21 protein-coding genes are annotated in these 22,246 nt (G+C 65.1%); 15 read left to right on the forward strand and 6 right to left on the reverse strand.

The window, feature by feature from the left end; translation table 11 throughout:
* Positions 1-7 precede the first annotated feature (7 nt).
* Both IWW33_RS22700 and IWW33_RS22705 read right to left on the reverse strand, forming a co-directional pair.
* Positions 8-2,143 (reverse strand): TonB-dependent receptor, encoded by a 2,136-nt coding sequence (locus IWW33_RS22700; protein ID WP_174141922.1) that lies wholly within the window; start codon positions 2,141-2,143, stop codon positions 8-10.
* A 200-nt stretch (positions 2,144-2,343) separates the two neighbouring features.
* Positions 2,344-3,234 carry a universal stress protein gene (locus IWW33_RS22705; protein ID WP_046786012.1) on the reverse strand — a complete coding sequence of 297 codons (891 nt, stop codon included), beginning with the start codon at positions 3,232-3,234 and terminating at the stop codon, positions 2,344-2,346.
* 158 nt (positions 3,235-3,392) lie between these two features.
* On the opposite strand from IWW33_RS22705, the gene hisN reads away from it, so the two are divergent.
* Positions 3,393-4,184, forward strand: coding sequence for a histidinol-phosphatase (gene hisN / locus IWW33_RS22710; protein ID WP_115274630.1), 792 nt, complete (start codon positions 3,393-3,395; stop codon positions 4,182-4,184).
* Between the two features lie 172 nt (positions 4,185-4,356).
* Positions 4,357-5,088 carry a hypothetical protein gene (locus IWW33_RS22715; protein WP_115275530.1) on the forward strand — a complete coding sequence of 244 codons (732 nt, stop codon included), beginning with the start codon at positions 4,357-4,359 and terminating at the stop codon, positions 5,086-5,088.
* Between the two features lie 6 nt (positions 5,089-5,094).
* Here the strand turns inward: IWW33_RS22715 and IWW33_RS22720 are convergent, their stop codons facing one another.
* A complete protein-coding gene (locus tag IWW33_RS22720) occupies positions 5,095-5,979 on the reverse strand; it encodes an alpha/beta hydrolase (protein ID WP_174141923.1) in 885 nt (294 codons plus the stop codon).
* A gap of 313 nt (positions 5,980-6,292) precedes the next feature.
* On the opposite strand from IWW33_RS22720, the gene IWW33_RS22725 reads away from it, so the two are divergent.
* Positions 6,293-7,249, forward strand: coding sequence for an AraC family transcriptional regulator (locus IWW33_RS22725; protein ID WP_046786014.1), 957 nt, complete (start codon positions 6,293-6,295; stop codon positions 7,247-7,249).
* Between the two features lie 95 nt (positions 7,250-7,344).
* Here the strand turns inward: IWW33_RS22725 and IWW33_RS22730 are convergent, their stop codons facing one another.
* Positions 7,345-8,496, reverse strand: coding sequence for an acyl-CoA dehydrogenase family protein (locus tag IWW33_RS22730; RefSeq protein ID WP_115274632.1), 1,152 nt, complete (start codon positions 8,494-8,496; stop codon positions 7,345-7,347).
* A 16-nt stretch (positions 8,497-8,512) separates the two neighbouring features.
* A complete protein-coding gene (locus IWW33_RS22735) occupies positions 8,513-9,583 on the reverse strand; it encodes an enoyl-CoA hydratase/isomerase family protein (RefSeq protein ID WP_161871819.1) in 1,071 nt (356 codons plus the stop codon).
* A 283-nt stretch (positions 9,584-9,866) separates the two neighbouring features.
* On the opposite strand from IWW33_RS22735, the gene mdcA reads away from it, so the two are divergent.
* The 9 genes from mdcA to madM are packed head-to-tail and all read left to right on the forward strand — an operon-like array spanning position 9,867 to position 17,161.
* A complete protein-coding gene (mdcA, locus tag IWW33_RS22740) occupies positions 9,867-11,528 on the forward strand; it encodes a malonate decarboxylase subunit alpha (protein ID WP_039602996.1) in 1,662 nt (553 codons plus the stop codon).
* Positions 11,528-12,466, forward strand: a complete 939-nt coding sequence (locus tag IWW33_RS22745; RefSeq protein ID WP_174141924.1) for a triphosphoribosyl-dephospho-CoA synthase — start codon at positions 11,528-11,530, stop codon at positions 12,464-12,466. Before mdcA ends, IWW33_RS22745 begins: the two co-directional genes overlap by 1 nt.
* Before the next feature lies 1 nt (position 12,467).
* Positions 12,468-12,767 (forward strand): malonate decarboxylase subunit delta, encoded by a 300-nt coding sequence (locus IWW33_RS22750; RefSeq protein WP_012314731.1) that lies wholly within the window; start codon positions 12,468-12,470, stop codon positions 12,765-12,767.
* On the forward strand, positions 12,760-13,608 hold the full coding sequence (locus IWW33_RS22755) for a biotin-independent malonate decarboxylase subunit beta (RefSeq protein ID WP_174141925.1): 849 nt from the start codon (positions 12,760-12,762) through the stop codon (positions 13,606-13,608). The genes IWW33_RS22750 and IWW33_RS22755 overlap by 8 nt, the downstream gene beginning before the upstream one ends.
* Positions 13,605-14,396: a biotin-independent malonate decarboxylase subunit gamma gene (gene mdcE / locus IWW33_RS22760; RefSeq protein ID WP_046786020.1), complete on the forward strand. Its 792-nt coding sequence runs from the start codon at positions 13,605-13,607 to the stop codon at positions 14,394-14,396. Before IWW33_RS22755 ends, mdcE begins: the two co-directional genes overlap by 4 nt.
* 1 nt (position 14,397) lies before the next feature.
* Positions 14,398-15,012, forward strand: coding sequence for a malonate decarboxylase holo-ACP synthase (locus IWW33_RS22765; protein WP_115274636.1), 615 nt, complete (start codon positions 14,398-14,400; stop codon positions 15,010-15,012).
* Positions 15,009-15,929 (forward strand): malonate decarboxylase subunit epsilon, encoded by a 921-nt coding sequence (gene mdcH, locus IWW33_RS22770; RefSeq protein ID WP_174142588.1) that lies wholly within the window; start codon positions 15,009-15,011, stop codon positions 15,927-15,929. Before IWW33_RS22765 ends, mdcH begins: the two co-directional genes overlap by 4 nt.
* A 60-nt stretch (positions 15,930-15,989) precedes the next feature.
* Entirely contained in the window at positions 15,990-16,391 is a 402-nt protein-coding gene (gene madL, locus IWW33_RS22775; protein ID WP_115274637.1) for a malonate transporter subunit MadL, read from the forward strand.
* Between the two features lie 5 nt (positions 16,392-16,396).
* Positions 16,397-17,161, forward strand: coding sequence for a malonate transporter subunit MadM (gene madM / locus IWW33_RS22780; RefSeq protein ID WP_012314725.1), 765 nt, complete (start codon positions 16,397-16,399; stop codon positions 17,159-17,161).
* Between the two features lie 48 nt (positions 17,162-17,209).
* Here madM and IWW33_RS22785 read toward each other — a convergent pair whose 3' ends face one another.
* On the reverse strand, positions 17,210-18,121 hold the full coding sequence (locus IWW33_RS22785) for a LysR substrate-binding domain-containing protein (protein WP_012314724.1): 912 nt from the start codon (positions 18,119-18,121) through the stop codon (positions 17,210-17,212).
* 123 nt (positions 18,122-18,244) lie between these two features.
* Here IWW33_RS22785 and IWW33_RS22790 point away from each other — a divergent pair, with 123 nt between their 5' ends.
* The 3 genes from IWW33_RS22790 to IWW33_RS22800 all read left to right on the forward strand — a co-directional run bounded on the left by IWW33_RS22790 (position 18,245) and on the right by IWW33_RS22800 (position 22,058).
* The gene (locus tag IWW33_RS22790; protein ID WP_046786023.1) at positions 18,245-19,093 is read left to right on the forward strand and encodes a helix-turn-helix transcriptional regulator; all 849 of its coding nucleotides are present in this window, start codon (positions 18,245-18,247) and stop codon (positions 19,091-19,093) included.
* Positions 19,094-19,162: 69 nt separating this feature from the next.
* Positions 19,163-20,653, forward strand: a complete 1,491-nt coding sequence (locus IWW33_RS22795) for an aldehyde dehydrogenase (protein ID WP_046786024.1) — start codon at positions 19,163-19,165, stop codon at positions 20,651-20,653.
* 22 nt (positions 20,654-20,675) lie between these two features.
* Positions 20,676-22,058, forward strand: a complete 1,383-nt coding sequence (locus IWW33_RS22800; protein WP_115274639.1) for an aspartate aminotransferase family protein — start codon at positions 20,676-20,678, stop codon at positions 22,056-22,058.
* The last annotated feature ends 188 nt before the right edge of the window (positions 22,059-22,246 follow it).

The raw sequence follows: 22,246 nt of genomic DNA on the forward strand, positions 1-22,246 counted from the left end.
CGGCCATTCAGAAGGTGTACGCAACCCCGGCTTGCACCGTGCGCGGTGCACCCGGGTACACGTAAGTGTTGAACGCCCCTTCGTCATAGCCCTTGTTGAACACGTTCTTCACGTCCAGGTTCAGCCGTACATGCTCGTTGACCTTGTAGAAGCTGTGCAGGTCGACCACGCTGTAGCTCGCCATGGTGTAGGTCGTCGCGGCGGTCTGCCCGGCACGGTCATCGATGTACTTCACCCCAACCCCCAGCCCCAGGCCCTTGGCCAGTCCATCCTGAAACTCGTAGGTGTTCAGCAGGCTGAAGCTGTTGCGCGGGATGTTCGCCAGGCGCGTGCCGCTGGGCACGGTGTTGTCTTGGGTGACCTCGGCGTCGACATAGGCATAGCCACCGATCACACGCCACTCAGGGGTGAGGTTGCCGGCAATGTTGATGTCCAGCCCGCGGCTGCGCACCTCGCCGGCGGCGATGCTGTAGGTACCAGAAGGGTCATTGGGGTCGCGGGTCAGCACGTTTTCCTTGACGATGTGGTAGACAGCCGCGTCGATGCTTAGCTGGCGATCGGGCGCTTCCCACTTCACACCCAACTCATACGACTTGCCTTTCTCAGGGTCGAAACCACTGCCTTGCAGGCTGGCGCCACTGTTGGGTTTGAACGAGCGCGCGGTGTTGGCGTACACGGCAAGCGTGTCGGTGATGTCATACAGCAGGCCGAAACGAGGGGTGACGCCGTTTTCGCCCTTGCTGAAGTCACCAGCATTGTTCCGTTTGTTGTCGTAGTCATGTTCGTAACGCTCGAAACGCACGCCGGCAAGCGCCTTCAGGCGCTCGGTCAGGGCGACCTGGTCCTGGATGAAGGCGGCCCAGGTCTTGAGGTTTTCCTTGTCGTGGGTAGTCGTGCGGGTCAGGGCAGGGCGCGGCTGGCCCAGCACCGGGTCGAAGATGTCGATCGGATAGGCGACAGCACCGTCGGCCGAGCGTTGAATGATCGAGCTGTAGTCATAGTCTTCATATTCGATACCGGTCAGCAGGGTGTGGGCGAAGCCACCTGTGTCGAAGTGGCCGGTCAGGTTGAGCTGGTAGTCACGGTCGGTCCATTCGAGCTTGCGGTAGTTGAAGTTGCGCCCCAGGGTGCGGCCGTCGGCCTGCAAAGCATTGGCTTCCACGGCGTTGCCCTTGAGTGAGCCGTCCAGCCACTGCATGCCGCCGCCCAAGGTCCAGTCATCGCTGAGCGCGTGCTCGAAGCGCAACTGCGCCATGTTGTTGTCGTTGTGCAGCAGGTTGTCGCTGCCTTTTTCCCAGATATTGGTGTCACGCGAGGCGGTGCCGCGCTGGCCGGGCAGGCGGGTAAGGCCCCGGTCGAGCGGGTGGTTGTTGCGCATGAAGTCGCCCTCGAAGACGATCTTCGTGGCGTCATTGACCTGCCAGCTGAGCACGGGCGCAACGTCATAGCGTTCGCTCTCGACATCGTCGCGGAAGCTATCACCACCTTCACCCAGCACGTTCAGGCGGTAGGCGAGCGAGCCATCTTCATTGAGCGGCCCCGTGGCATCGAGCGTTGCCCGGTGCATGCCCTGGTCGTCGAGCTGGCTGCCAAGCGTCACCTTGGGGTCCGCCAGCGGCTGCTTGCTGACCACGTTGAAGGTCCCGCCCGGGTCGCCACGGCCATAGAGGCTGGTGGCCGGGCCGCGGATCACTTCCAGCCGCTCCACACTGTTGGCATCGGGAGCGTTCGGGTAGCCACGGTTGATCGGGAAGCCGTTGCGGTAGAACTCGCCCGTGGTGAAACCGCGCACCGTGAAAGTGGTCAGGCCCTGGCCGCCAAAGTTGTTGGCGCGGCCGACGCCGCCTGCGTAGTCCAGGCCGTCCTGCAGCCGCGTGGCACCGGTGTCTTCGAGTACATCCTTGGGTACGACGCTGATCGATTGCGGTATTTCGTGCAGTACGGTGTCTGTGCGTGTGGCACTGGCCGAACGACTGGCTTTGTAGCCGTCGACCGGCCCGTCGGCGCGTTCAGTGTCGGCGGCACCGCTAATGTTCAGGGCCTGGAGTTCGATCTGGGCGGGGTTACCGAGAGATTCGGCCTCGGCGAAAGCCAACGGGGAGACAGCATGTAGTACACAAAGCGAAACGAACGTGCGACGCATCGACGGTACGATCCTGAAGTAGGGCGCTAGGAAGGGGAGTGATACGTCGCGAAAGTACTACGAATCATTATCAAATGCATTATTTTTAAGTGGGTCGGGAGTACCAGTTTGATGCTGGTCGTGCGATTGACTGGGCTGTCAGATCAAGCGCCGCGCAGCCGGCGATCAATCCGACAGCCCCAAAAGTTTCAGCTGATGCCTCAACGCACCCCTTTGACCGCCAGCACATTGCACAGCGGATGCTCCAGCACATGCGCCGTGGTCCCGCCCAGGAACGTCTGCATGGCGTCATGCCGGTGGTTGCCCATCACGATCACATCGACTCGGCCGTGGCTGACGAACTGGGCGATCGCCCGAATCGCTGCACCTTCCAGAAAGTGTCGGCGTTCCAGCGGGACCTGGTGATGGTCACCCAGGCGATTGAACGCTGCCCGTTGCGCGGTGCGCACACTGCCCTCGAAACCGGGCATGGTCACCGTGCCGGCGCCGAAGTCGGCGAGATGGGTCCTGGCCGCATCGCATACATGCAACAGGTGCAGTTCGGCGTTGCACTGCAGGGCCAAGGCATGGGCGCAGTGGATCACCTGCTCGTCCAGGTGTTCGCCGGCACCGTGGCTGTTGAGGTCGACGGCGACGGCGATTTGCCGGGGCAGTGGCAGGCGAATGTCGCTCACCAGGTGTACGGCCACCGGGCTGTCCTTGAGCAGTTGCCAGTCCAGCGGTGTGACCAACAGGCGCTTGAGCACTGGTTCGTGCTGTACATCCTTGATCAGCAAATCACAGCCCAACTGCTCGATGCGCTCGATCACGCTGCCCAGCGGATCACGGGTGAGCAGCAGTTCGGTGGACACGTCCAGGCCGTCATCGCGCAATTGCTCGGTGGCATCGGCCAGCCACTGGCGGTTGTCGGCGAGTAGCCGCTCGCGTTCACGGCCGTCGCTCATCAGGCCAAAGGTGTCGACATCGTCGACGAAGACATTGATATCCAGCAGGGCACCGCTGGATTCAGCCAACGCCGCCGCGCGTTGCAGCGCGGGCGTGTAACGCATCTGCGGGCCGAGCATGACTAACAAACGCTTGAACTGGCTCATCGCACACCTCCACGTGTGGGCAGCCCCCCGGTTCATGCCTGTTGATCTGGTCTGTTCAGTCTAGGCGGCAGCGGGCTTGCCCGCGAATACGCAGGCGTCTACCGCCAAAGGGTTTGTCGGGTATGATGCCAGCCCCATCATTTCACGAGGCCCGTTTCATGTCCCTGAGTGCTGAACAGACCGGCGAATTCCGCGCCTTCGCCGAGCAGTTGGCCGATGCCGCTGCAGCCGCGATCCAGCCGTACTTTCGTGCCAGCCTGGACGTCGAGGACAAGGGCGGGCGCCTGTACGACCCGGTGACCGTGGCCGACAAGGCTGCCGAAGACGCCATGCGCACGCTGATCCAGGCGCGTTACCCGGAACACGGCATTCTTGGCGAAGAGCAGGGTGTGGCAATCGGCAGCAGCCCATTGACCTGGGTGCTCGACCCCATCGATGGCACCCGCGCCTTCATCACCGGCCTGCCACTGTGGGGTACGCTGATCGCCCTCAACGATGGTACCCGCCCCGTGCTGGGGGTGATGAACCAACCTTTCACCGGTGAGCGTTTCGTCGGTACCCCCGAAGGTGCGTGGCGCAGCGGCACGCCATTGAAGACCCGCGCCTGTGCAGACCTGGCGGCGGCAACCTTGATGTGCACGACGCCAGACATGTTCGATACCCCAGAGCGCAAGGCTGCGTTCCAGGCCGTGGCTGACAAGGCGCGGCTGATGCGCTACGGCGGCGATTGCTACGCCTACTGCATGCTGGCCTCGGGGTTTGTCGATGTGATCGTCGAAGCGAGCCTGCAACCGTATGACGTGCAGGCGCTGATGCCGATCATCGAAGGGGCGGGCGGGGTGATCACCGCTTGGGATGGCAGTTCGGCACAGCACGGCGGCTGTGTGGTGGCGTGTGGTGATCCGGTACTGCACGCTCAAGTGGTGCAGATGCTGCGCCACGCCATGTGATCGCTGGTTGCAGGGCTTTCATGGGCGCCAGCCTGGCAGACCTAGGCAAGCCGGCGAGCAGGTGCACTGACTTGCGGTAGCCCCGCCATCGCACTTTTTCCGGTTTGCGGGCTCTATGCTTGGCCAGGCCGCGCCGATCCCCGGCACGGCCGCCGATTTCGACCCGGTGCCGATGGTTGCAAGCAAACCCGTATTCTTCCCGCGCCTGCTGCTGGCAGGCACACTGGTCTGCCTGGGCGCCTGCACCCAGCAGCAAGGCCAGGACATCGTCAGCCAGTTCGGCAACGGCAAGCCCAGCGAGCTGTTCCAGACCAGTGTCGACCGCATGGCGACGCTGGCCATGCGCGACAACCTGCAGAGCCTGTACCTGCTGATGAACAAGCTGTACCTGCGCAACCCCAGCCAGTGGAAGATGTCCGGTTACCTCGATGCCGCCACTGCAGAGCGGCAGATCCGCATTGCCATCGAACAGCGTCAACCCTTGGCGCAGCTGGGTAACCGTCGCGACCTCGTTGCCTTGAGTTATGCCCTGAGCCCGGAGTTTCGCGGTGACCGGGTCGGTGCGTTCATCTACGCCATCGGCAGCATGCTGATCACCGCACACGGTGGGCGAACCGAGTTCTACATGACGGACACCATCGACCCTTTGTTCGTCAACAACGCCGCTCGCAACATCGAAAAGGCCACCTGGATGCTCAGCCAGCGCCAGGATGCCAATGGGGTATTGCTGCTATTTTCCAACGAGATTTCGCAGGAGGGCAGCAACCTGAGTTTTGCAGTGGAGTTCGGCAAGATCGTGGCGCGGCTGGATCTGCTGGCGCAACTGTTAGATGAGCGCTACCGGCGGATCGGGCTCAACTACGCGCAAAGCCTGTTGCTGATGAATTTCCTGCCGGTGCAGTGAACCCCGTTACAGCAATGCCCGAATCGCACGCTGATAGCGCTGGCCGGCGCGGCTCATGCTGTTGTTGTGGCTGGCCCCTGGTACCAGCAACAAGGTTTTGGGCTCCTGCGCCGCTTCGAACAATTGCTGGCTGAAACGCGGCGGCACGAAACGGTCGTCGAGCCCGTGCACCAGCAACAATGGCAGGCCGACGTCCTTGATCTTGTCCAGCGAATCGAATTTCTGCGACAGCAACCAGCGCACCGGCAGGGTGGTATCGGCCACGGCAGCGGCGACATCGCCCAGCGAGGTGAAGGTCGACTCCAGGATCAACCCCCGCGCCGGTGCTGTACCGCCGTCTTTCTGCGCCTGGCGCGCCAGGTCGGCAGCCAGCTCCACCGCCACTGCGCCGCCCAGTGAATGGCCAAAGATCAGGCGTTTGCCTGCATCGGGTTGCAGTTGGGCAAACCGCTCCCAGGCAATGCGCGCGTCTTCGTAAACTGTCGCTTCGGACGGCAGGCCGCCGCGGCTTTGGCCGAAGCCTCGGTAATCCACGGCCAGCACCGAATACCCCATGGCATGCAGCTGTTCGATGCGAAACAGCTGGCCGGTGAGGTTCCAGCGTACGCCGTGCAGGTAGAGGATGGCCGGCGCATCGGCGCGGCGGGCCGGCCACCACCAGGCGTGCAGGCTCTGGTTGGCGGCGAAGCTGCGCGGGCGCAGGTCCAGTTCCTGCACACCATTGGGCAGGCCGCGGAACCAGCTGGCCTGGCCAGGCTCGATACGGAATACCAGTTCGCGTTCCTTGTGCTGCAGCACGGCGCAGCCGGCCGGCAGGCCGACCATCAGGAAGGTGGCACACAGCCAGGTGAGCCAGCGACGGCGCAGGTGCGTAAGGAAGTAGGTGGGCATGCGGTTTTTTAACAGATCCGCAGGTTCTGATGTGGGAAAAGTTACCGGGTGGACGTGCAGGTTGGTTGCAAGCTGTTTCGTTCGATAACCGCCCAAGCGCTGCTCGCGCCTGTCCGATAGCCGCCCGGCCAATCCGAACATCTCATTGCCCAACCCCCATCTTTTGCTTAGTGTGGGACCAAGCCACCGGCGGTCAGCTGCCTTTAGAAACCCGACCCCGGCCCGGTAGAATGACCGTGAACGACCGCAACCACAGGCCCCAGGCCAGTAGGGTGCGGCGCCCAGAACAATAACGATACCGAGTGCCTTGCCTATGGAAAGCCGCCTGCTGAGCGAGCGCAGTAGCGTGTTCCATCACGCCGACCCTTATGCGGTATCCGATTACGTCAACCGTCATGTGGGCCAGCACTGCATCGGGCTGTCGCGCACCACGCATCCGCAGGCCAGCCTCAGCCACCGCAAGTTCGCCGAGCTCGACCTGTGCCGCATCAGCTACGGTGGCAGCGTGCGGGTCACCTCACCAGCCCTGGAAACCATCTATCACTTGCAGGTGCTGCTCAACGGCAACTGCCTGTGGCGCGGGCATCAGCGCGAGCACCACCTGGTGCCGGGCGAGCTGCTGCTGATCAACCCCGACGACCCGGTGGACCTTACCTATTCCGAAGACTGCGAGAAGTTCATTCTCAAGGTGCCGACGCACATGCTCGACTCGATCTGCGAGGAGCAGCGCTGGCAGCGGCCTGAGGGAGGAGTACGGTTTTTGCGCAACCACTACCGGCTCGAAGAGCTGGACGGTTTCGTCAACCTGCTGGCCATGGTCTGCCATGAGGCCGAGGTGAGTGATTCGCTGCCGCGGGTGCAGGGGCACTACAGCCAGATCGTCGCCAGCAAGCTGTTGACGCTGATGAGCACCAACATCCGCCGGGAAAGCCTGGCTACGCCGGGGGCCAGCCTGGAGCGGATCCTGGACTACATCGACCGCAACCTCAAACTGGAGCTGGCAGCCGAGACGCTGGCCGAACAGGCCTGCATGAGTGTGCGTTCATTGTATGCGTTGTTCGATCGCCACCTGGGCACCACGCCCAAGCAGTACGTACGCCAACGCAAACTGGAGCGGGTGCATGCGTGCCTGAGCGATGGCAGTTGCGCGGTGCGCAGTGTGACGGAACTGGCGATGGATTACGGCTTCCTGCACCTGGGGCGGTTTTCCGAGACCTACCGCGAGCGTTTTGGGCAGCTGCCTTCGCAGACCTTCAAGCAACGGCGCTGACTTGACGGGCACAATCGCTGGCAAGCCAGTTGCTCCCACAGGAGCCCTGCCAGCCTGGCGGGCAGGGCTTTACCTGTGGGCCCCAGCGAGGAACATCACAACGGATAGTGCTTCAACTCCCTGGCAATCAACATCCGCTGGATCTCGCTCGACCCTTCATAGATCTGCGTGATGCGTGCGTCACGGTAATAGCGCTCGACCGGGTAATCTTCCAGGTAGCCATAGCCGCCATGCACCTGGATCGCCATCGAGCACACCCGCTCGGCCATCTCCGATGCGAACAGCTTGGCCTGTGACGCCTCCGACAGGCAGGGTCTGCCTGCGCTGCGCAGACGTGCGGCATGCAGGATCAGCAGCCGTGCGGCATTGACCTGCACCTGCATGTCGGCCAGCAGGTTGGCGATGCTCTGGTGCTCGTTGATCGGCTTGCCGAACTGCACCCGGTCGCGGGAATAGACCAGCGCAGCCTCGAACGCGGCACGGGCGATGCCCAGGGCCTGGGCCGCGATGCCGATACGCCCGCCTTCGAGGTTGGACAAGGCAATGGCCAGGCCCTTGCCACGCTCGCCCAACAGGTTGGCGGCGGGGATGCGGCAATTGTCGAAGGTGACGGCGCAGGTGTCGGATGCACGGATACCCATCTTGTGTTCGCTGCGATCGACCTTGAACCCCGGATTGTCGGTGGGTACCAGGAATGCGGAGAGGCCTTTCTTGCCCAGCTCTGGGTCGGTCACGGCAAAGACGATCGCCAGGCCCGCGCGGCGGGCGTTGCTGACGAACTGCTTGGCGCCATTGATCACCCATTGGCCGTCGATCAACTCGGCGCGGGTGCGCAGGTTGTGCGCTTCGGAACCGGCCTGTGGCTCGGTCAGGCAGAAGCAGCCGATCACCTCGCCGCTGGCCAGGCGCGGTAGCCATGCCTGCTGCTGCTCGGGCGTGCCATAGGCCAGCAGCGGGCCGCAGCCCACCGAATTGTGGATGCTCATCATCGCACCGGTGGCGCCACAGCCTGCGGAGATTTCCTCGACGGCCAGGGCATAGGCCACGTAGTCGGTGTAGCTGCCGCCGAAGTCTTCCGGCACCACCATGCCCAAGAGGCCCAGCTCACCCATCTTGCGCACCACGCCGTCATCGATCCAGCCGGCTTTTTCCCAGGCCTGGGCATGCGGGGCGATTTCGCCGCGGGCGAAGTCCCGGGCCATGTCGCGGATCATGATCTGCTCTTCGCTCAGTTCCAGGTCTTGCATCTGTGTACTCCCCGGCTCACAGGCCTTCGAAGAATTGGTCGACGCGCTGGCGTTGCAGGCCCGCCAAGGTCGGCGGGTTCCAGCGTGGCTGCTTGTCCTTGTCGATGATCAGGGCGCGCACACCTTCGATGATGTCGCCGTGCTGGAACCACTGGCGGTCAAGGTGCAGCTCCATGGCGAAGCACGCTTCCAGCGGCAGGTAACGGCCGCGGCGCAACATCTCCAGGGTAACCGCCATGGCCAGTGGCGAGCGGCTTTCCAGCTGGTCGGCGGTGGCCAGCGCCCACTGGTGGCTGTCGCCGATGCTGACTGCCCGCAGTTGCTCGATGATTGCTGCCATATCAGGCAGGGCGAAGAAGTGGTCGATGACCGGGCGCAGTTTTTCCAGCGGCGCGTCGTCCAGCACCTGGCTGCCCAGCTTCGCGAGCAGGTTTTGCAACGCCTTGAGCGGATGGGCGCCGAAGTCCAGTTGGTCGAGGCCTTCATCCAGTTCCGCGAGTTTTTCGCTTGGCAGGTACCAGTCGGCCAGCCCGCAATACAGCGCGTCGGCCGCCTGGATCTGCGCGCCACTGACGCCCAGGTAGGTGCCCAGCTCCCCGGGGATGCGCGAGAGGAAGTAGCTGCCGCCAACGTCGGGGAAATAGCCGATGCCGACTTCGGGCATCCCCAGCCGGCTGCGCTCGGTGACGATACGCAGGTCGCAGCCCTGTGCCAGGCCCATGCCGCCACCCAGGGTGAAGCCGTCCATCAGCACCAGCACCGGTTTGCGGTAGCGGTGGATCACCAGGTCAAGGGCGTATTCCTCGACGAAGAAGTCTTCGTGCAGCGTGTCGCCAGCCTTGTAGCTGTCATGCAGCGAGCGGATGTCGCCGCCGGCGCAAAAGCCTTTGGGGCCTTCGCCGCGCAGCACCACCGCTTGCACCTGCGGGTCATCGGCCCAATGGTCCAGGTGCTGGCGCAGGCTGCGCACCATGTCGAGGGTCAGGGCGTTGAGGCCACTGGGGCGGTTGAGGGTGAGGTGGCCAATCTGGTTGCGGACCTCGGCCAGTACATGGGCCGTTGCCGAGGTATGAGCGTGCGCGGTCATCGCGTTCTTCCTGCTTTGTTATTGATTTTCCAAGTGAAGTCTGGAGTGCGCTGGAGGATCGGTGGATCCTGTCATGCAAAATTGCCCTGCACAATGGATATATCTGCAGGTGAGGCGTGCGTTTTTGCCATGGCTACGGCTTTGAGTTTTTCAGGGTCGTGCATTGCAGGCAACCTCCTTGCAACCATTACCCTGACCGTAACGATCACGCCCCCAGCTTGATTGATCACCCAACCCCCGCGTCCTACTGTGCCCCCACGACAGCGAACCCGTGGAGTCACCCATGACCATAACGAAGAATCCACCGCCGCAATGGTCCAGGCGGCGCGCCGAGAAGCAGCGCCGCCTGGAGCGGGTCCGTCACCTGGCCGACGGTGTGGTGCTGCCAACCGAGCGCATCGTCGAGGCACTGGAGCTGTTGATCGCCCCAGGGGACCGGGTGGTGCTCGAAGGCAACAACCAGAAGCAGGCTGACTTCCTCTCCCGTTCGCTGGCCAAGGCCGACCCCGAGCGCCTGCACGACCTGCACATGATCATGCCCAGCGTCAGCCGTGCCGAGCATCTGGACCTGTTCGAACGGGGTATCGCCCGCAAGCTCGACTTTTCTTTCGCCGGCCCGCAGAGCCTGCGCATCGGCCAGTTGCTGGAAGACGGCCTGCTCGAGGTCGGCGCCATTCATACCTACATCGAGTTGTATTCGCGCCTGCTGGTCGACCTGATCCCCAATGTAACCCTGGTCGCCGGGTTCATGGCCGACCGTGACGGCAACCTGTACACCGGCCCCAGTACCGAGGACACGCCGGCACTGGTGGAGCCGGCCGCCTTCAGCGATGGCCTGGTGATCGCCCAGGTCAACCAGCTGGTCGACCGCGTCGACGACCTGCCGCGCGTGGACATTCCGGCTTCCTGGGTGGACTTCGTGGTGGTCGCTGACCAGCCGTTTTATATCGAGCCACTGTTCACCCGCGACCCACGGCACATCAAACCGGTGCACGTGCTGATGGCGATGATGGCCATCCGCGGCATCTACGAAAAACACAACGTGCAGTCGCTCAACCACGGCATTGGTTTCAACACGGCCGCCATCGAGCTGATTTTGCCGACCTACGGCGAGTCGCTGGGCCTGAAGGGCAAGATCTGCCGCAACTGGACGCTCAACCCGCACCCCACGCTGATCCCGGCCATCGAGACCGGCTGGGTCGAAAGCGTGCATTGCTTCGGCACCGAACTGGGCATGGAAGACTACATCGCGCAACGCCCGGACGTGTTTTTCACCGGCCGCGACGGCTCGCTGCGCTCCAACCGCATGATGTGCCAGCTGGCCGGGCAGTACGCGGTCGACCTGTTCATCGGCGCCACCTTGCAGGTCGATGGTGATGGCCATTCCTCGACCGTCACCCGCGGCCGCCTGGCCGGCTTCGGCGGCGCACCCAACATGGGCCACGACCCCCGCGGCAGGCGCCACGCCACCCCGGCCTGGCTCGACATGACGGTGCCCGACACCTTGCTCGAACGCGGCCGCAAGCTGGTGGTGCAGATGGTCGAAACCTACCAGGAAGGCGGCAAACCGACCTTCGTCGAAACCCTGGACGCCGTGGACGTGGCGAAGAAGGCCGGCATGCCGCTGGCACCGGTGATGATCTACGGCGATGACGTCACCCACCTGCTGACCGAAGAGGGTATCGCGTACCTGTACAAGGCCCGCAGCCTGCAAGAGCGCCAGCAGATGATCGCCGCCGTGGCCGGGGTCACCGCCATCGGCTTGCGCCATGACCCCAAGGACACCTTGCGCCTGCGCCAGCAAGGCCTGGTGGCCTTGCCCGAAGACCTGGGCATCCGCCGTACCGATGCCAGCCGTGAACTGCTCGCTGCGCGCAGCATCGCCGACCTGGTGGAGTGGTCCGGTGGTCTGTACAACCCGCCCGCACGGTTCAGGAGCTGGTGATGCAACTATTCGATCTGCAACCCTATGGTCCCCTTCACCGGGCCGGCCGCCCGCTTGAAAACTGCACGATCCCTGTGGGGGCAGGCTTGCCGGCGATCAGGCCGGCACCTGAAAACGCCATTCCCCTTGCCGACCGGCTGGCCGACCTGGCCGTGGAAGCCCTGCTGGACGAGGCCGACCTGTCACCCAAGCCCGGCCTGGTGGACCGGCGTAGCAGCGGCGCGCACAGCGACATGACGCTGGCCCTTATGCATGCCTCGGCGCTTGCCCTTTGGCCTTGCTTGCGGCAAATGGCCGACGCCGCCCAGGCCCATGGCGAGGTTGGCCTGGCGCTGCGCATCGAGCTGGGCCGTATCGGCCGTGAAGGGGAGGCTGCGATGCTGGCCACCACCGCCGGGGTCAATACCCACCGCGGCGCGATATGGGCCCTTGGCTTGCTGGTGGCCGCCCGGGCCCTGGATGCCCAGGCTGACGCGAGTACCGTCGCAGCCCGTGCCGGGCGCATCGCCCTGATCGATGACCCGGCCGCCACCGCCCACGACAGCCACGGCACCCAGGTGCGCCACCGTTACGGCGCCGGCGGTGCCCGCGAACAGGCGCAACAGGGCTTTCCTGCCGTGATCGAACACGGCCTGCCGCAACTGCGCCGCAGCCGCGCCAACGGTGTCAGCGAAAACCACGCACGCCTCGATGCCTTGCTGGCGATCATGGCCGCGCTGAGTGACACCTGCGTGCTCTGGCGCGCCGGCCCCGAGGGCCTGCAAACGCTCCAACAGGGCGCCCGCCATGTGCTCGCAGCCGGTGGCAGTGCCACCCTCGACGGCCGCCGCCACTTGCGCCTGCTGGACACCCAACTGTTGCAACTGAACGCCTCACCGGGCGGTGCCGCCGACCTGCTGGCCGCCTGCCTGTTCCTCGACAAAGCCGGGAGCCTGTGACATGGAAACCCTGACCTTTCAATTCCCTGCCGCCGAGCCTGGCCGTGGCCGCACCCTGGTGGGTTGCGTCAGCTCGGGCGACCTGGAAGTCCTGATGGAGCCCGGCACGGCCGGCAGCCTGAACATCCAGGTGGTGACCTCGGTCAACGGCAGCGGCGCCCGCTGGGAGCAACTCTTCCAGCGCCTGTTCCAAGGGCGCACGTGGCCGGCGGTGAACATCGACATCCATGATTTCGGCGCCACGCCTGGCGTGGTACGCCTGCGCCTTGAGCAAGGTTTCGAGGAGATCGCCCATGACTGACACCGAACGCTTGCTGCAGAGCCGCAGCTTCGTCGAACTGGGAGCGCGCCAGCGTGCCCGCACCTTGCTCGACCCGGGCAGTTTTCGCGAACTGCTAGGCCCGTTCGAGCGGCTGATGTCGCCGTGGTTGCCGCGCCAGGGCATCGTGCCCCAGGCCGACGACGGCGTGGTCATCGCCAAGGGCTTGCTCGGTGGCCGCAACACGGTCATCGCCGCCATCGAAGGCGCGTTCCAGGGCGGCAGCATGGGCGAAGTGGGCGGGGCCAAGATTGCCGGTGCGCTGGAGCTGGCCATAGAAGACAACCGCAACGGCACCCCGACCTGCGCCGTGCTGCTGCTGGAGACCGGCGGGGTGCGCCTGCAGGAGGCCAACCTGGGCCTTGCGGCGATTGCCGAGATCCAGGCGGCCATCGTCGAGCTGCGCCGCCATCAGCCGGTGGTCGGGCTGGTCGCAGGCTCGGTGGGCTGCTTTGGCGGCATGTCCATCGCAGCGGGGCTGTGCAGCCACCTGCTGGTGACCCGTGAGGCGCGCCTGGGCCTCAACGGCCCGCAGGTGATCGAGCAGGAAGCTGGCATCGCCGAGTACGACGCCAAGGACCGCCCCTTCATCTGGAGCCTGACCGGTGGCGAGCAGCGAGATGCCAGCGGCCTGGTGGATGGTTATGTGGCCGATGACGTCGACAGCATTCGCCAGCAGCTGCTGCAGTTGCTCGACGTACCCAGCGCCAACCGTGCAGGCCGCCACGCCTGGTACCTCGAGCGGCTTGCCAGCCTGGGCAATGACTGCCCGCAACTGGACGCCGCCGCCGTACGCGCCCTTTACCAAGGAGATGCCCCATGAACCGTGCCCTGAACTGGCTGCCAGGCCTGGCCGGCAGCGAAGCACTGCCAGGATATCCCGCCTCGCTGCGGGTCATCGACGGCGAGCTGGACAACCGCACGGCGCGCTTCATTGCCGTGGTGCCGGATGCGCACAACCCGTTCCCCCGGGCGCGCAACGGTGAAGTCGGCCTGCTCGAAGGCTGGGCCTTGGCCAAGGCGGTGAGCGAGGCGATTGAGCTGGACCGCGATGGCGAGAAGCGCGCCATCGTCGCGGTCATCGATGTGCCCAGCCAGGCCTATGGCCGCCGCGAGGAAGCCTTGGGCATCCACCAGGCGCTGGCCGCTGCGGTGCAGGCCTATGCCCAGGCACGCCTGGCCGGGCACCCGGTCATCGGCCTGCTGGTGGGCAAGGCCATGTCCGGTGCGTTTCTGGCCCACGGCTACCAGGCCCAGCGGCTGATTGCGCTGGATGACAGCGGGGTGATGGTGCACGCGATGGGCAAGGCGGCGGCGGCGCGGATCACCTTGCGCAGCGTCGAAGAACTGGAAACCTTGGCCGCCGAGGTGCCGCCGATGGCCTACGACCTGGCCAGCTATGCCTCGCTGGGCCTTTTGTGGCGGCGCCTGAGTGTGGACAACGCGGATACCCCGAGCGCAAGCGACCTGGCCCAGGTGCGTGCGTGCCTGGCCGAAGCGCTGCGCGATATCGGCAACACGACCGACCTGACGTCACGGTTGGCCGGCGAGCACCGCAGCGCGTCCCGCGAAGTGCGTGCACGCTTGCGCAGCCAGTGGCAGGAGGCCTGAGATGAGCGCGCCGCAGCCACATGACCTGCTCTGGGGGATGACCCCGGCCGCGCTGCCTGTCGATGCCCCTGCCTGGGCCACGCAGGTACTGGCGGCCGGGCAGCCGGTGGTGGTGCGCCGTGCCTGCTGCGCGGCAGGTTGGGTGGCGGTGGGGCTGCGCGGGGAGGGGCGCGCGCAGCGCCTGGGTGTTCAGATGCGCGTGGCGGACATTCGCCGGCAACTGCGCCCCGAAGCCTTGCGCGGGCAGGGCGCGAGCCCCTGGGCCGCGCTACAGGCGCTGGCCAGCGTGGCCCCTGTGCTCGACGCCTGCGGGCTGGCCTGGGGGCCGACGGGTGGGGTGGGTTACCAGCTGGCTACAGGGGTCGAGGTGCTGCACGCGGCCAGCGACCTCGACCTGCTGCTACGCACACCGCGGCCCATGAGCCGGGCAAAGGCGCGTGAGTTGCTCGATAGCCTCGACTGCGGCCCTTGCCGTATCGACGTGCAACTGCAAACCCCTGCAGGTGGCATCGCCCTTCGCGAATGGGCCGGGGTGGCGCAGCGCGTGCTGCTCAAGTCGGCGCTTGGCGCACGGCTGGTGGCCGACCCATGGAACCTGCTGGAGTGCGCAGCGTGAGCAGCCTGTTCGCCTTCCCTGGCCAGGGCGCGCAGCAGGCGGGGATGCTGCATCGCCTGCCCGAAGGCTCGGCAGCGTTGCTGGAAGAGGCCAGTGACACCCTCAATGAACAGGTGCTGGCCCTGGACAGCCAGCAGGCATTGCAATCGACCCGCGCCGTGCAGTTGTGTTTGCTGTTGGCCGGGGTGGCCTGGGCGCGCACGTTATTGCAACGCAGCCCGGCCCCCGACTACGTGGCAGGGCTGTCGATCGGCGCCTACCCTGCCGCCGTCACCGCGGGCGCCCTGGCCTTTACCGATGCCGTAGGCCTTGTGGCACTGCGTGGTGAGCTCATGCAACGTGCCTACCCACAAGGCTACGGCATGACCGCTCTGAGTGGCCTGGATCTGGCCAGTGTCGAGCGCTTGTTGGCGCAGGTGGGCGGCGAGGTGTACCTGGCCAACCTCAACAGCGACAACCAGATCGTCATCGCCGGCAGCGACACGGCCATGGCCGAGGTTGCCGCCAGGGCGCGCAACCGTGGCCAGGGCGTGGCCAGGCGCCTGGCGGTCAGCGTGCCCTCCCATTGCCGCTTGCTCGACGGCCCGGCGGCCGAGCTGGCACACGCGTTTGCCAGCGTTAAGATCAACCGCCCGCGCATCACCTACCTCAGTGGCAGCAGCGCGCGGCCGCTGTTGGACCCGCAACGCCTGCGTGACGACCTGGCCGGCAACATGGCCCGGCTCGTCGACTGGCGTGCTACGTTGCGCAACGCCTATGAGCGCGGCGTGCGCCTGCACCTGGAGCTACCGCCCGGCAGCGTGCTGACCGGCCTGGCCCGCCCGGTGTTCGAACAGGGGCGCGTGCTTGCCCTGGAGCAAACCCGACTCGATACAGTGGACGCCCTGCTGCGTCAGGAGGTCAGCCAGCGCCCATAAATGCCGTGTTTTTCGAAGGACAACAACAAGCAACTTCGACCCAACGCGAGGACAACAACAATGATCATCTACGGTGTGGCCTTTCTGGCCCTGTGTACCCTTGTAGGCCTGTTTATCGGTGAACTCCTGGGCAAGCTCCTGGGCGTACCTGCCAACGTCGGCGGTGTCGGCATCGCCATGCTGCTGCTGATTTTCATCGGCAGTTACCTCAACAAGCGTGGCCTGATCAAGGCCAAGTCCGAACAGGGCGTGGAATTCTGGAGCGCCATTTACATCCCCATCGTGGTGGCCATGGCCGCCCAGCAGAATGTGCTGGGCGCGTTGTCCGGTGGGCCGATGGCGATAACGGCAGGCGTCGTGGCGGTGGTCGCAAGCTTTGCCATGGTGCCGCTGCTGGACCGCATCGGGCAAAAGAAGCCTGAGGCGGGCACCGACAAACCCCTGACTGCTTCGCAACGGTGACCGCCATGTACGAATCCATGATGAAAGTGATCAACGGTTATGGCCTGGTCAGTGGTTTCGCGGTGATCGGCGTGACCATGTGGCTGTCCTACTGGTTCTCCGACAAGCTGACCCGCGGGCGTTTGCACGGCTCTGCCATCGCTATTTTCCTGGGCCTGGCGTTGTCTTACGTCGGCGGGGTGATGACGGGCGGGCAAAAAGGGCTGGTGGACATTCCGCTGCTGTCGGGCATCGGCCTGCTGGGCGGGGCCATGTTGCGGGACTTTGCCATCGTCGCCACGGCCTTTGGCGTCAACATCGAAGAACTCAAGCGCGCCGGGGTGTCCGGGGTGATATCGCTGTTCTTCGGCATCGGCACCTCGTTCGTCGCAGGGGTAGGGGTGGCCATGGCCTTTGGTTACACCGATGCGGTCAGCCTGACCACCATCGGCGCCGGGGCAGTGACCTATATCGTCGGGCCGGTGACGGGCGCTGCGATTGGCGCAAGCTCCGAGGTGATGGCGCTGTCGATTGCCGCCGGGCTGGTCAAAGCGATCCTGGTCATGGTGGTGACGCCGTTCGTGGCACCGATGATCGGTTTGAACAACCCGCGCACTGCGGTGATCTTCGGTGGCTTGATGGGCACCTCCAGCGGTGTGGCCGGTGGGCTGGCGGCGACCGACCCCAAGCTGGTGCCCTATGGCTGCCTGACCGCAGCGTTCTACACCGCCTTGGGCTGCCTGCTGGGGCCTTCGCTGCTGTACTTCTGCATGCGTGGCCTGGTGGCGTAGGCCGGCTTTGTCGCGGTGGTTCTGGCGAACCGCCGCGGTGTGCGCCGCTCAGTTTTCCCGGCTGTACATTCGGCATTCCGCCAGCAGCGCCAGCAGGTTGGGCTCGCGCTCCCGGGCCTTGAGGAACACCACGCCGATATGTTGCTGCAGCCGGTAACGCGGCTGCAGCGCAATCAGCTTCACCCGGTTTTCGTACACCGCAGCAATGCGCCCCGGCAACAGTGCAAAGCCCACCCCCGAACTGACCATGCTGAGCAGGGTGAAGATGTCGTTCACCTGCATCGCCACCTTCGGCTCGAACCCGGCCTGCTGGAACACCCGTGCGCCATCGCGGTGGGTGGCAAAGCCTTGGGTCAGGGTGATGAAGGTGGACTCGGCCAGGTCCGCCAGGTCCACCTCCTGCTGCTCGGCAAACGGCGAATCAGTGGGCACGGCGAGGTAGATATCGTCGGAGAACAGCGGCAATTGCTCGCAGGCAGGGTCGGCCACGCTTTCATCCAGCGACACCAGCACCGCCTCCAGTTCATGGTTCTTCAGCCGCTGCAGCAGGTCGACATTCGAGCCCAGGGTCAGGTCGATGTTCAGCTCGCTGCGCCGCAGCTTCAGGCCCATCACCAGTTTGGGCACGGTCTTCACGGTCAGTGAATACAGGGCCCCGAGGCGGAAGCGCTCGGCGTAGAAACCAGCCGCCTCGCGGGTCTGGCGCACCATCTGCTCAGCGTCCTGGATCAACTGGCGGGCTTTCTTTTCCAGCACATAGGCGCTTTCCAGCGGAATCAGCTGACGGCCTTCGTGCTTGAACAGCGGGCAGCGCAGGGCGCTTTCCAGCGAATGAATGGCCCGGTGCACGCTGACCGCGCTGGTGGACAACTCGGCGGCGGCGCGCCCGAGGTTGCCGCTGCGCATGAAGGCGAGGAAGGTCTCGAGTTTTTTCAGGGTCAGTTCTTCGTCGATCAGCATGTTCAGGCCCTGAAGTGAAAGAGCTGCAGAGCATGCCACAACCTCACCCCGAAGGGTGATGGCCGCCCCCGGCATCCCATGCAAGAATCCCAACCATGACCACCCCGGCATGGGACGACGACAATGAGCAAAGACCGGCTGAAATCGCCCGACTGGTACGCGCAGATGGCCCGTGTCATTGACGCCCAAGGCACGCCGGGCTTCGTCGAGGCGCTGTTCGCCGCGCTCAAGTTGCTTGCGCCGTGCCAGGCCATCACGGTGTTTCTTTACCCACGCAAGGGCCTGCCTTCGGCGTTGTTCGTCAAGGACGAAGAGGGCCCATGGCTGCCCGAAGGCAACGTGCAGCGCTACCTGGAAGGCTATTACCTGCTGTGCCCGTTCTACCGTGCCTGCATGGACAGTGTGGCTGCCGGCTGCTTTCGCCTCAGCGACGTTGCCCCCGACCATTTCAAGCGCAGCGAGTACTACCTGTCGTTCTACCAGCACGCACACCTGGAGGACGAACTGAACTTCATCGTCCCTCTGGATGAACACCTGACCATCGCCGTGGCCCTGGCCAGTACCCGCCGCCTGGACCGTCAGCAGGTCAGTGACCTCAAATGTGTCGCACCCTGGGTGGTGGCCGTGGTGCGGCGCCAGTGGAGCCACCTGGATGTCGACGCCGTGGGCGGGCGCTTCGAAAGTGCTCTGGGCCGGCAGATCAACGCCGCGCTGAACAACTTCGGCTCCTCGCTGCTCACCGAGCGCGAATGCCGCATCGCCCAGTACCTGCTGCGCGGCCATTCGACGCGCTCGCTGGCCGAGCGCCTGGGCATCAGTGAAGACACGGTCAAGACCCACCGCAAGAACCTCTACACCAAGCTCGACATCGCCAAGCAGTCCGAGCTGTTCTCGCTGTTCATCGATTCGCTGGCCCAGGCCCAGGAAGGCTTGAGCAAGGACCCGCTGGAAAGTTACCTGCGAAGGCGCTGACGGCGCCACGGCCACCCACACCTACAACAACTGCAACCGGCCGCCCGCGCGGCCGCAAGGGAGACCTGCGTGCATACGAAAAGCGATTGGCAGCAGCGCGCTGCACGGCAAAGCTTCATCACCACGGCGCTGATCGACGGCCGCCCGCTGGCGGCGCAGTCAGGGCTGACCTTTGATGCCATCAACCCGGCCAACCGGCAGTTGCTGGCCCAGGTCGCCGCTTGCGGCGATACCGAAATCGACCAGGCTGTGCGTTCGGCGCGTCGCGCCTTCGAGCAAGGCCCCTGGGCGCGCATGGCACCTGCGGCACGCAAGGGCGTGTTGCTGCGCTTGGCCGAACTGATGATGGCCCACCGCGAGGAGCTGGCGTTGCTCGACTCGCTGAACATGGGCAAGCCGGTGATGGACGCCTACACCATCGATGTGCCCGGCGCGGCCAACGTATTCGCCTGGTACGGCGAGGCGCTGGACAAGGTCTACGATCAGGTCGCGCCAACTGCAGGCAATGCCCTGGCCACGGTCACGCGCGAAGCGCTGGGCGTGGTCGGCGCCGTGGTGCCGTGGAATTTCCCGCTGGACATGGCTGCCTGGAAGGTCGCCCCGGCGCTGGCCGCCGGCAACAGCGTGGTGCTCAAACCCGCCGAGCAGTCGCCGTTCTCGGCCCTGCGCCTGGCCCAACTGGCGCTTGAGGCAGGCGTGCCCGAAGGTGTGCTGAACGTGGTGCCGGGCCTGGGTGAAAGCGCTGGCCGTGCCCTTGGCCTGCACCCGGATGTGGATTGCCTGGTGTTCACCGGCTCCACCCAGGTGGGCAAGTACTTCATGCAGTACTCGGCGCAATCCAACCTCAAACAGGTGTGGCTGGAGTGTGGCGGCAAGAGCCCGAACCTGGTGTTCGACGACTGTCAGGACCTGGACCTGGCAGCGGAGAAAGCGGCCTTCGGCATCTTCTTCAACCAGGGCGAAGTGTGCTCTGCCAATTCGCGCTTGTATGTGCAGCGCTCGGTCCACGACGAGTTCGTCGAGCGCCTGCTGGCCAAGGCCCGCCAGTGGCTGCCCGGCGACCCCCTGGACCCGGCCAGCCGCGCCGGTGCCATCGTCGACGACGCCCAGAGCGCACGTGTCATGGCTGCCATCGAGCAGGCCCAGGGCGACGGCGCACGCCTGTTGTGCGGCGGCCAGCGGCTGACCTTCAACGGCTCGAACAACTTCATCGCGCCAACGGTGTTCGCCGACGTGCGCCCGGATTCGGCCCTGGCCCGCGAAGAAGTGTTCGGCCCGGTGCTGGCGATCACTGCCTTTGACGACGAAGCGCAGGCCGTACGCCTGGCCAACGACAGCGTTTATGGCCTGGCCGCTTCGCTGTGGAGCGACGACCTCAACCGCGCCCACCGCGTGGCCCGGCAGTTGAAGGCGGGCACCGTCTCGGTCAACACGGTCGATGCCCTCGATGTGGCGGTGCCCTTTGGCGGCGGCCGCCAGTCGGGCTTTGGCCGCGACCTGTCGCTGCACGCCTTCGACAAGTACACCCAGCTCAAGACCACCTGGTTCCAGCTGCGCTGACCCTCACTCACGGAGAACAACAATGAACGCACCCTTCCAGCCGCAACGCGACACCCGCGACTACCAGGCCAGCGACGCGGCCCACCACATCCACGCTTTCCTTGACCAGAAGGCGCTCAACGCCGAAGGCCCACGGGTCATCACCCGCGGCGAACGCCTGTACCTGTGGGACAACGACGGCAGGCGCTACCTGGACGGCATGTCCGGGCTGTGGTGCACCCAGCTGGGTTACGGGCGCAAGGACCTGACCGCCGCCGCCGCCGCGCAGATGGACCAGCTGGCGTACTACAACATGTTCTTCCACACCACCCACCCGGCGGTGATCGAGCTGTCCGAACTGCTCTTCAGCTTGCTGCCCGGGCACTACAGCCACGCGATCTACACCAACTCCGGCTCCGAGGCCAACGAGGTGTTGATCCGCACCGTGCGCCGTTACTGGCAGGTGGTCGGCCAGCCGAACAAGAAGATCATGATCGGCCGCTGGAACGGCTACCACGGCTCGACCCTGGCCGCCACAGCGCTGGGCGGCATGAAGTTCATGCACGAGATGGGCGGGCTGATTCCGGACGTGGCACACATCGACGAGCCGTACTGGTACGCCGAGGGTGGCGAGCTGACACCGGCCGAGTTCGGCCGCCGCTGCGCCTTGCAGCTGGAAGAGAAGATCCTCGAGCTGGGCGCAGAGAATGTCGCAGGCTTTGTGGCCGAGCCGTTTCAGGGCGCGGGCGGCATGATCTTCCCGCCAGAAAGCTACTGGCCGGAAATCCAGCGCATCTGCCGCCAGTATGATGTGCTGCTGTGCGCCGACGAGGTGATCGGTGGCTTTGGCCGTACCGGTGAATGGTTCGCCCACGAGTACTTTGGCTTCGAGCCGGACACCCTGTCCATCGCCAAAGGCCTGACGTCGGGTTACGTGCCCATGGGCGGCCTGGTGCTGAGCAAGCGCATCGCCGAGGCGCTGGTCGAGCGGGGCGGGGTATTCGCCCACGGCCTGACCTATTCCGGGCACCCGGTGGCGGCCGCAGTGGCCATCGCCAACCTCAAGGCGCTGCGCGACGAAGGCATCGTGCGCCAGGTCAAGGACGATACCGGCCCGTACCTGCAGCGCATCCTGCGTGAGGCGTTTGCCAACCATCCGTTGATTGGCCAGGTGCAGGGCGCGGGGCTGGTGGCGGCGTTGCAGTTCGCCGAGGACAAGGGCAGCCGCAAGCGTTACGCCAACGAGAACGACCTGGCCTGGCAGTGCCGCACCTACGGGTTCGAGGAAGGTGTGATCATCCGTTCGACGCTGGGGCGGATGATCATGGCGCCGGCGCTGGTGGCCACGCATGGCGAGCTCGATGAGCTGGTGGACAAGACGCGCATTGCCGTGGACCGGACGGCACGGGGGCTGGGGATTCTGTGATGGTGTAAAGGCGGCCGCTGCGCAGGTCTCGCGGTTGTTGTAGGAGCGGCCTTGTGTCGCGAAAGGGCCGCGAAGCGGCCCCAGGTTTTTGCATCGCTGCTGGTCAGCTGGGGCCGCTTCGCAGCCCTTTCCGACCGGTCCGGCGCCCCGGCAAGGCCGCTCCTACAGGCCACAGGGGCGTGTCACCC

The sequence above is a fragment of the Pseudomonas sp. M2 genome (assembly GCF_015751845.1).
In the GTDB taxonomy this organism is placed as follows: domain Bacteria; phylum Pseudomonadota; class Gammaproteobacteria; order Pseudomonadales; family Pseudomonadaceae; genus Aquipseudomonas; species Aquipseudomonas putida_E.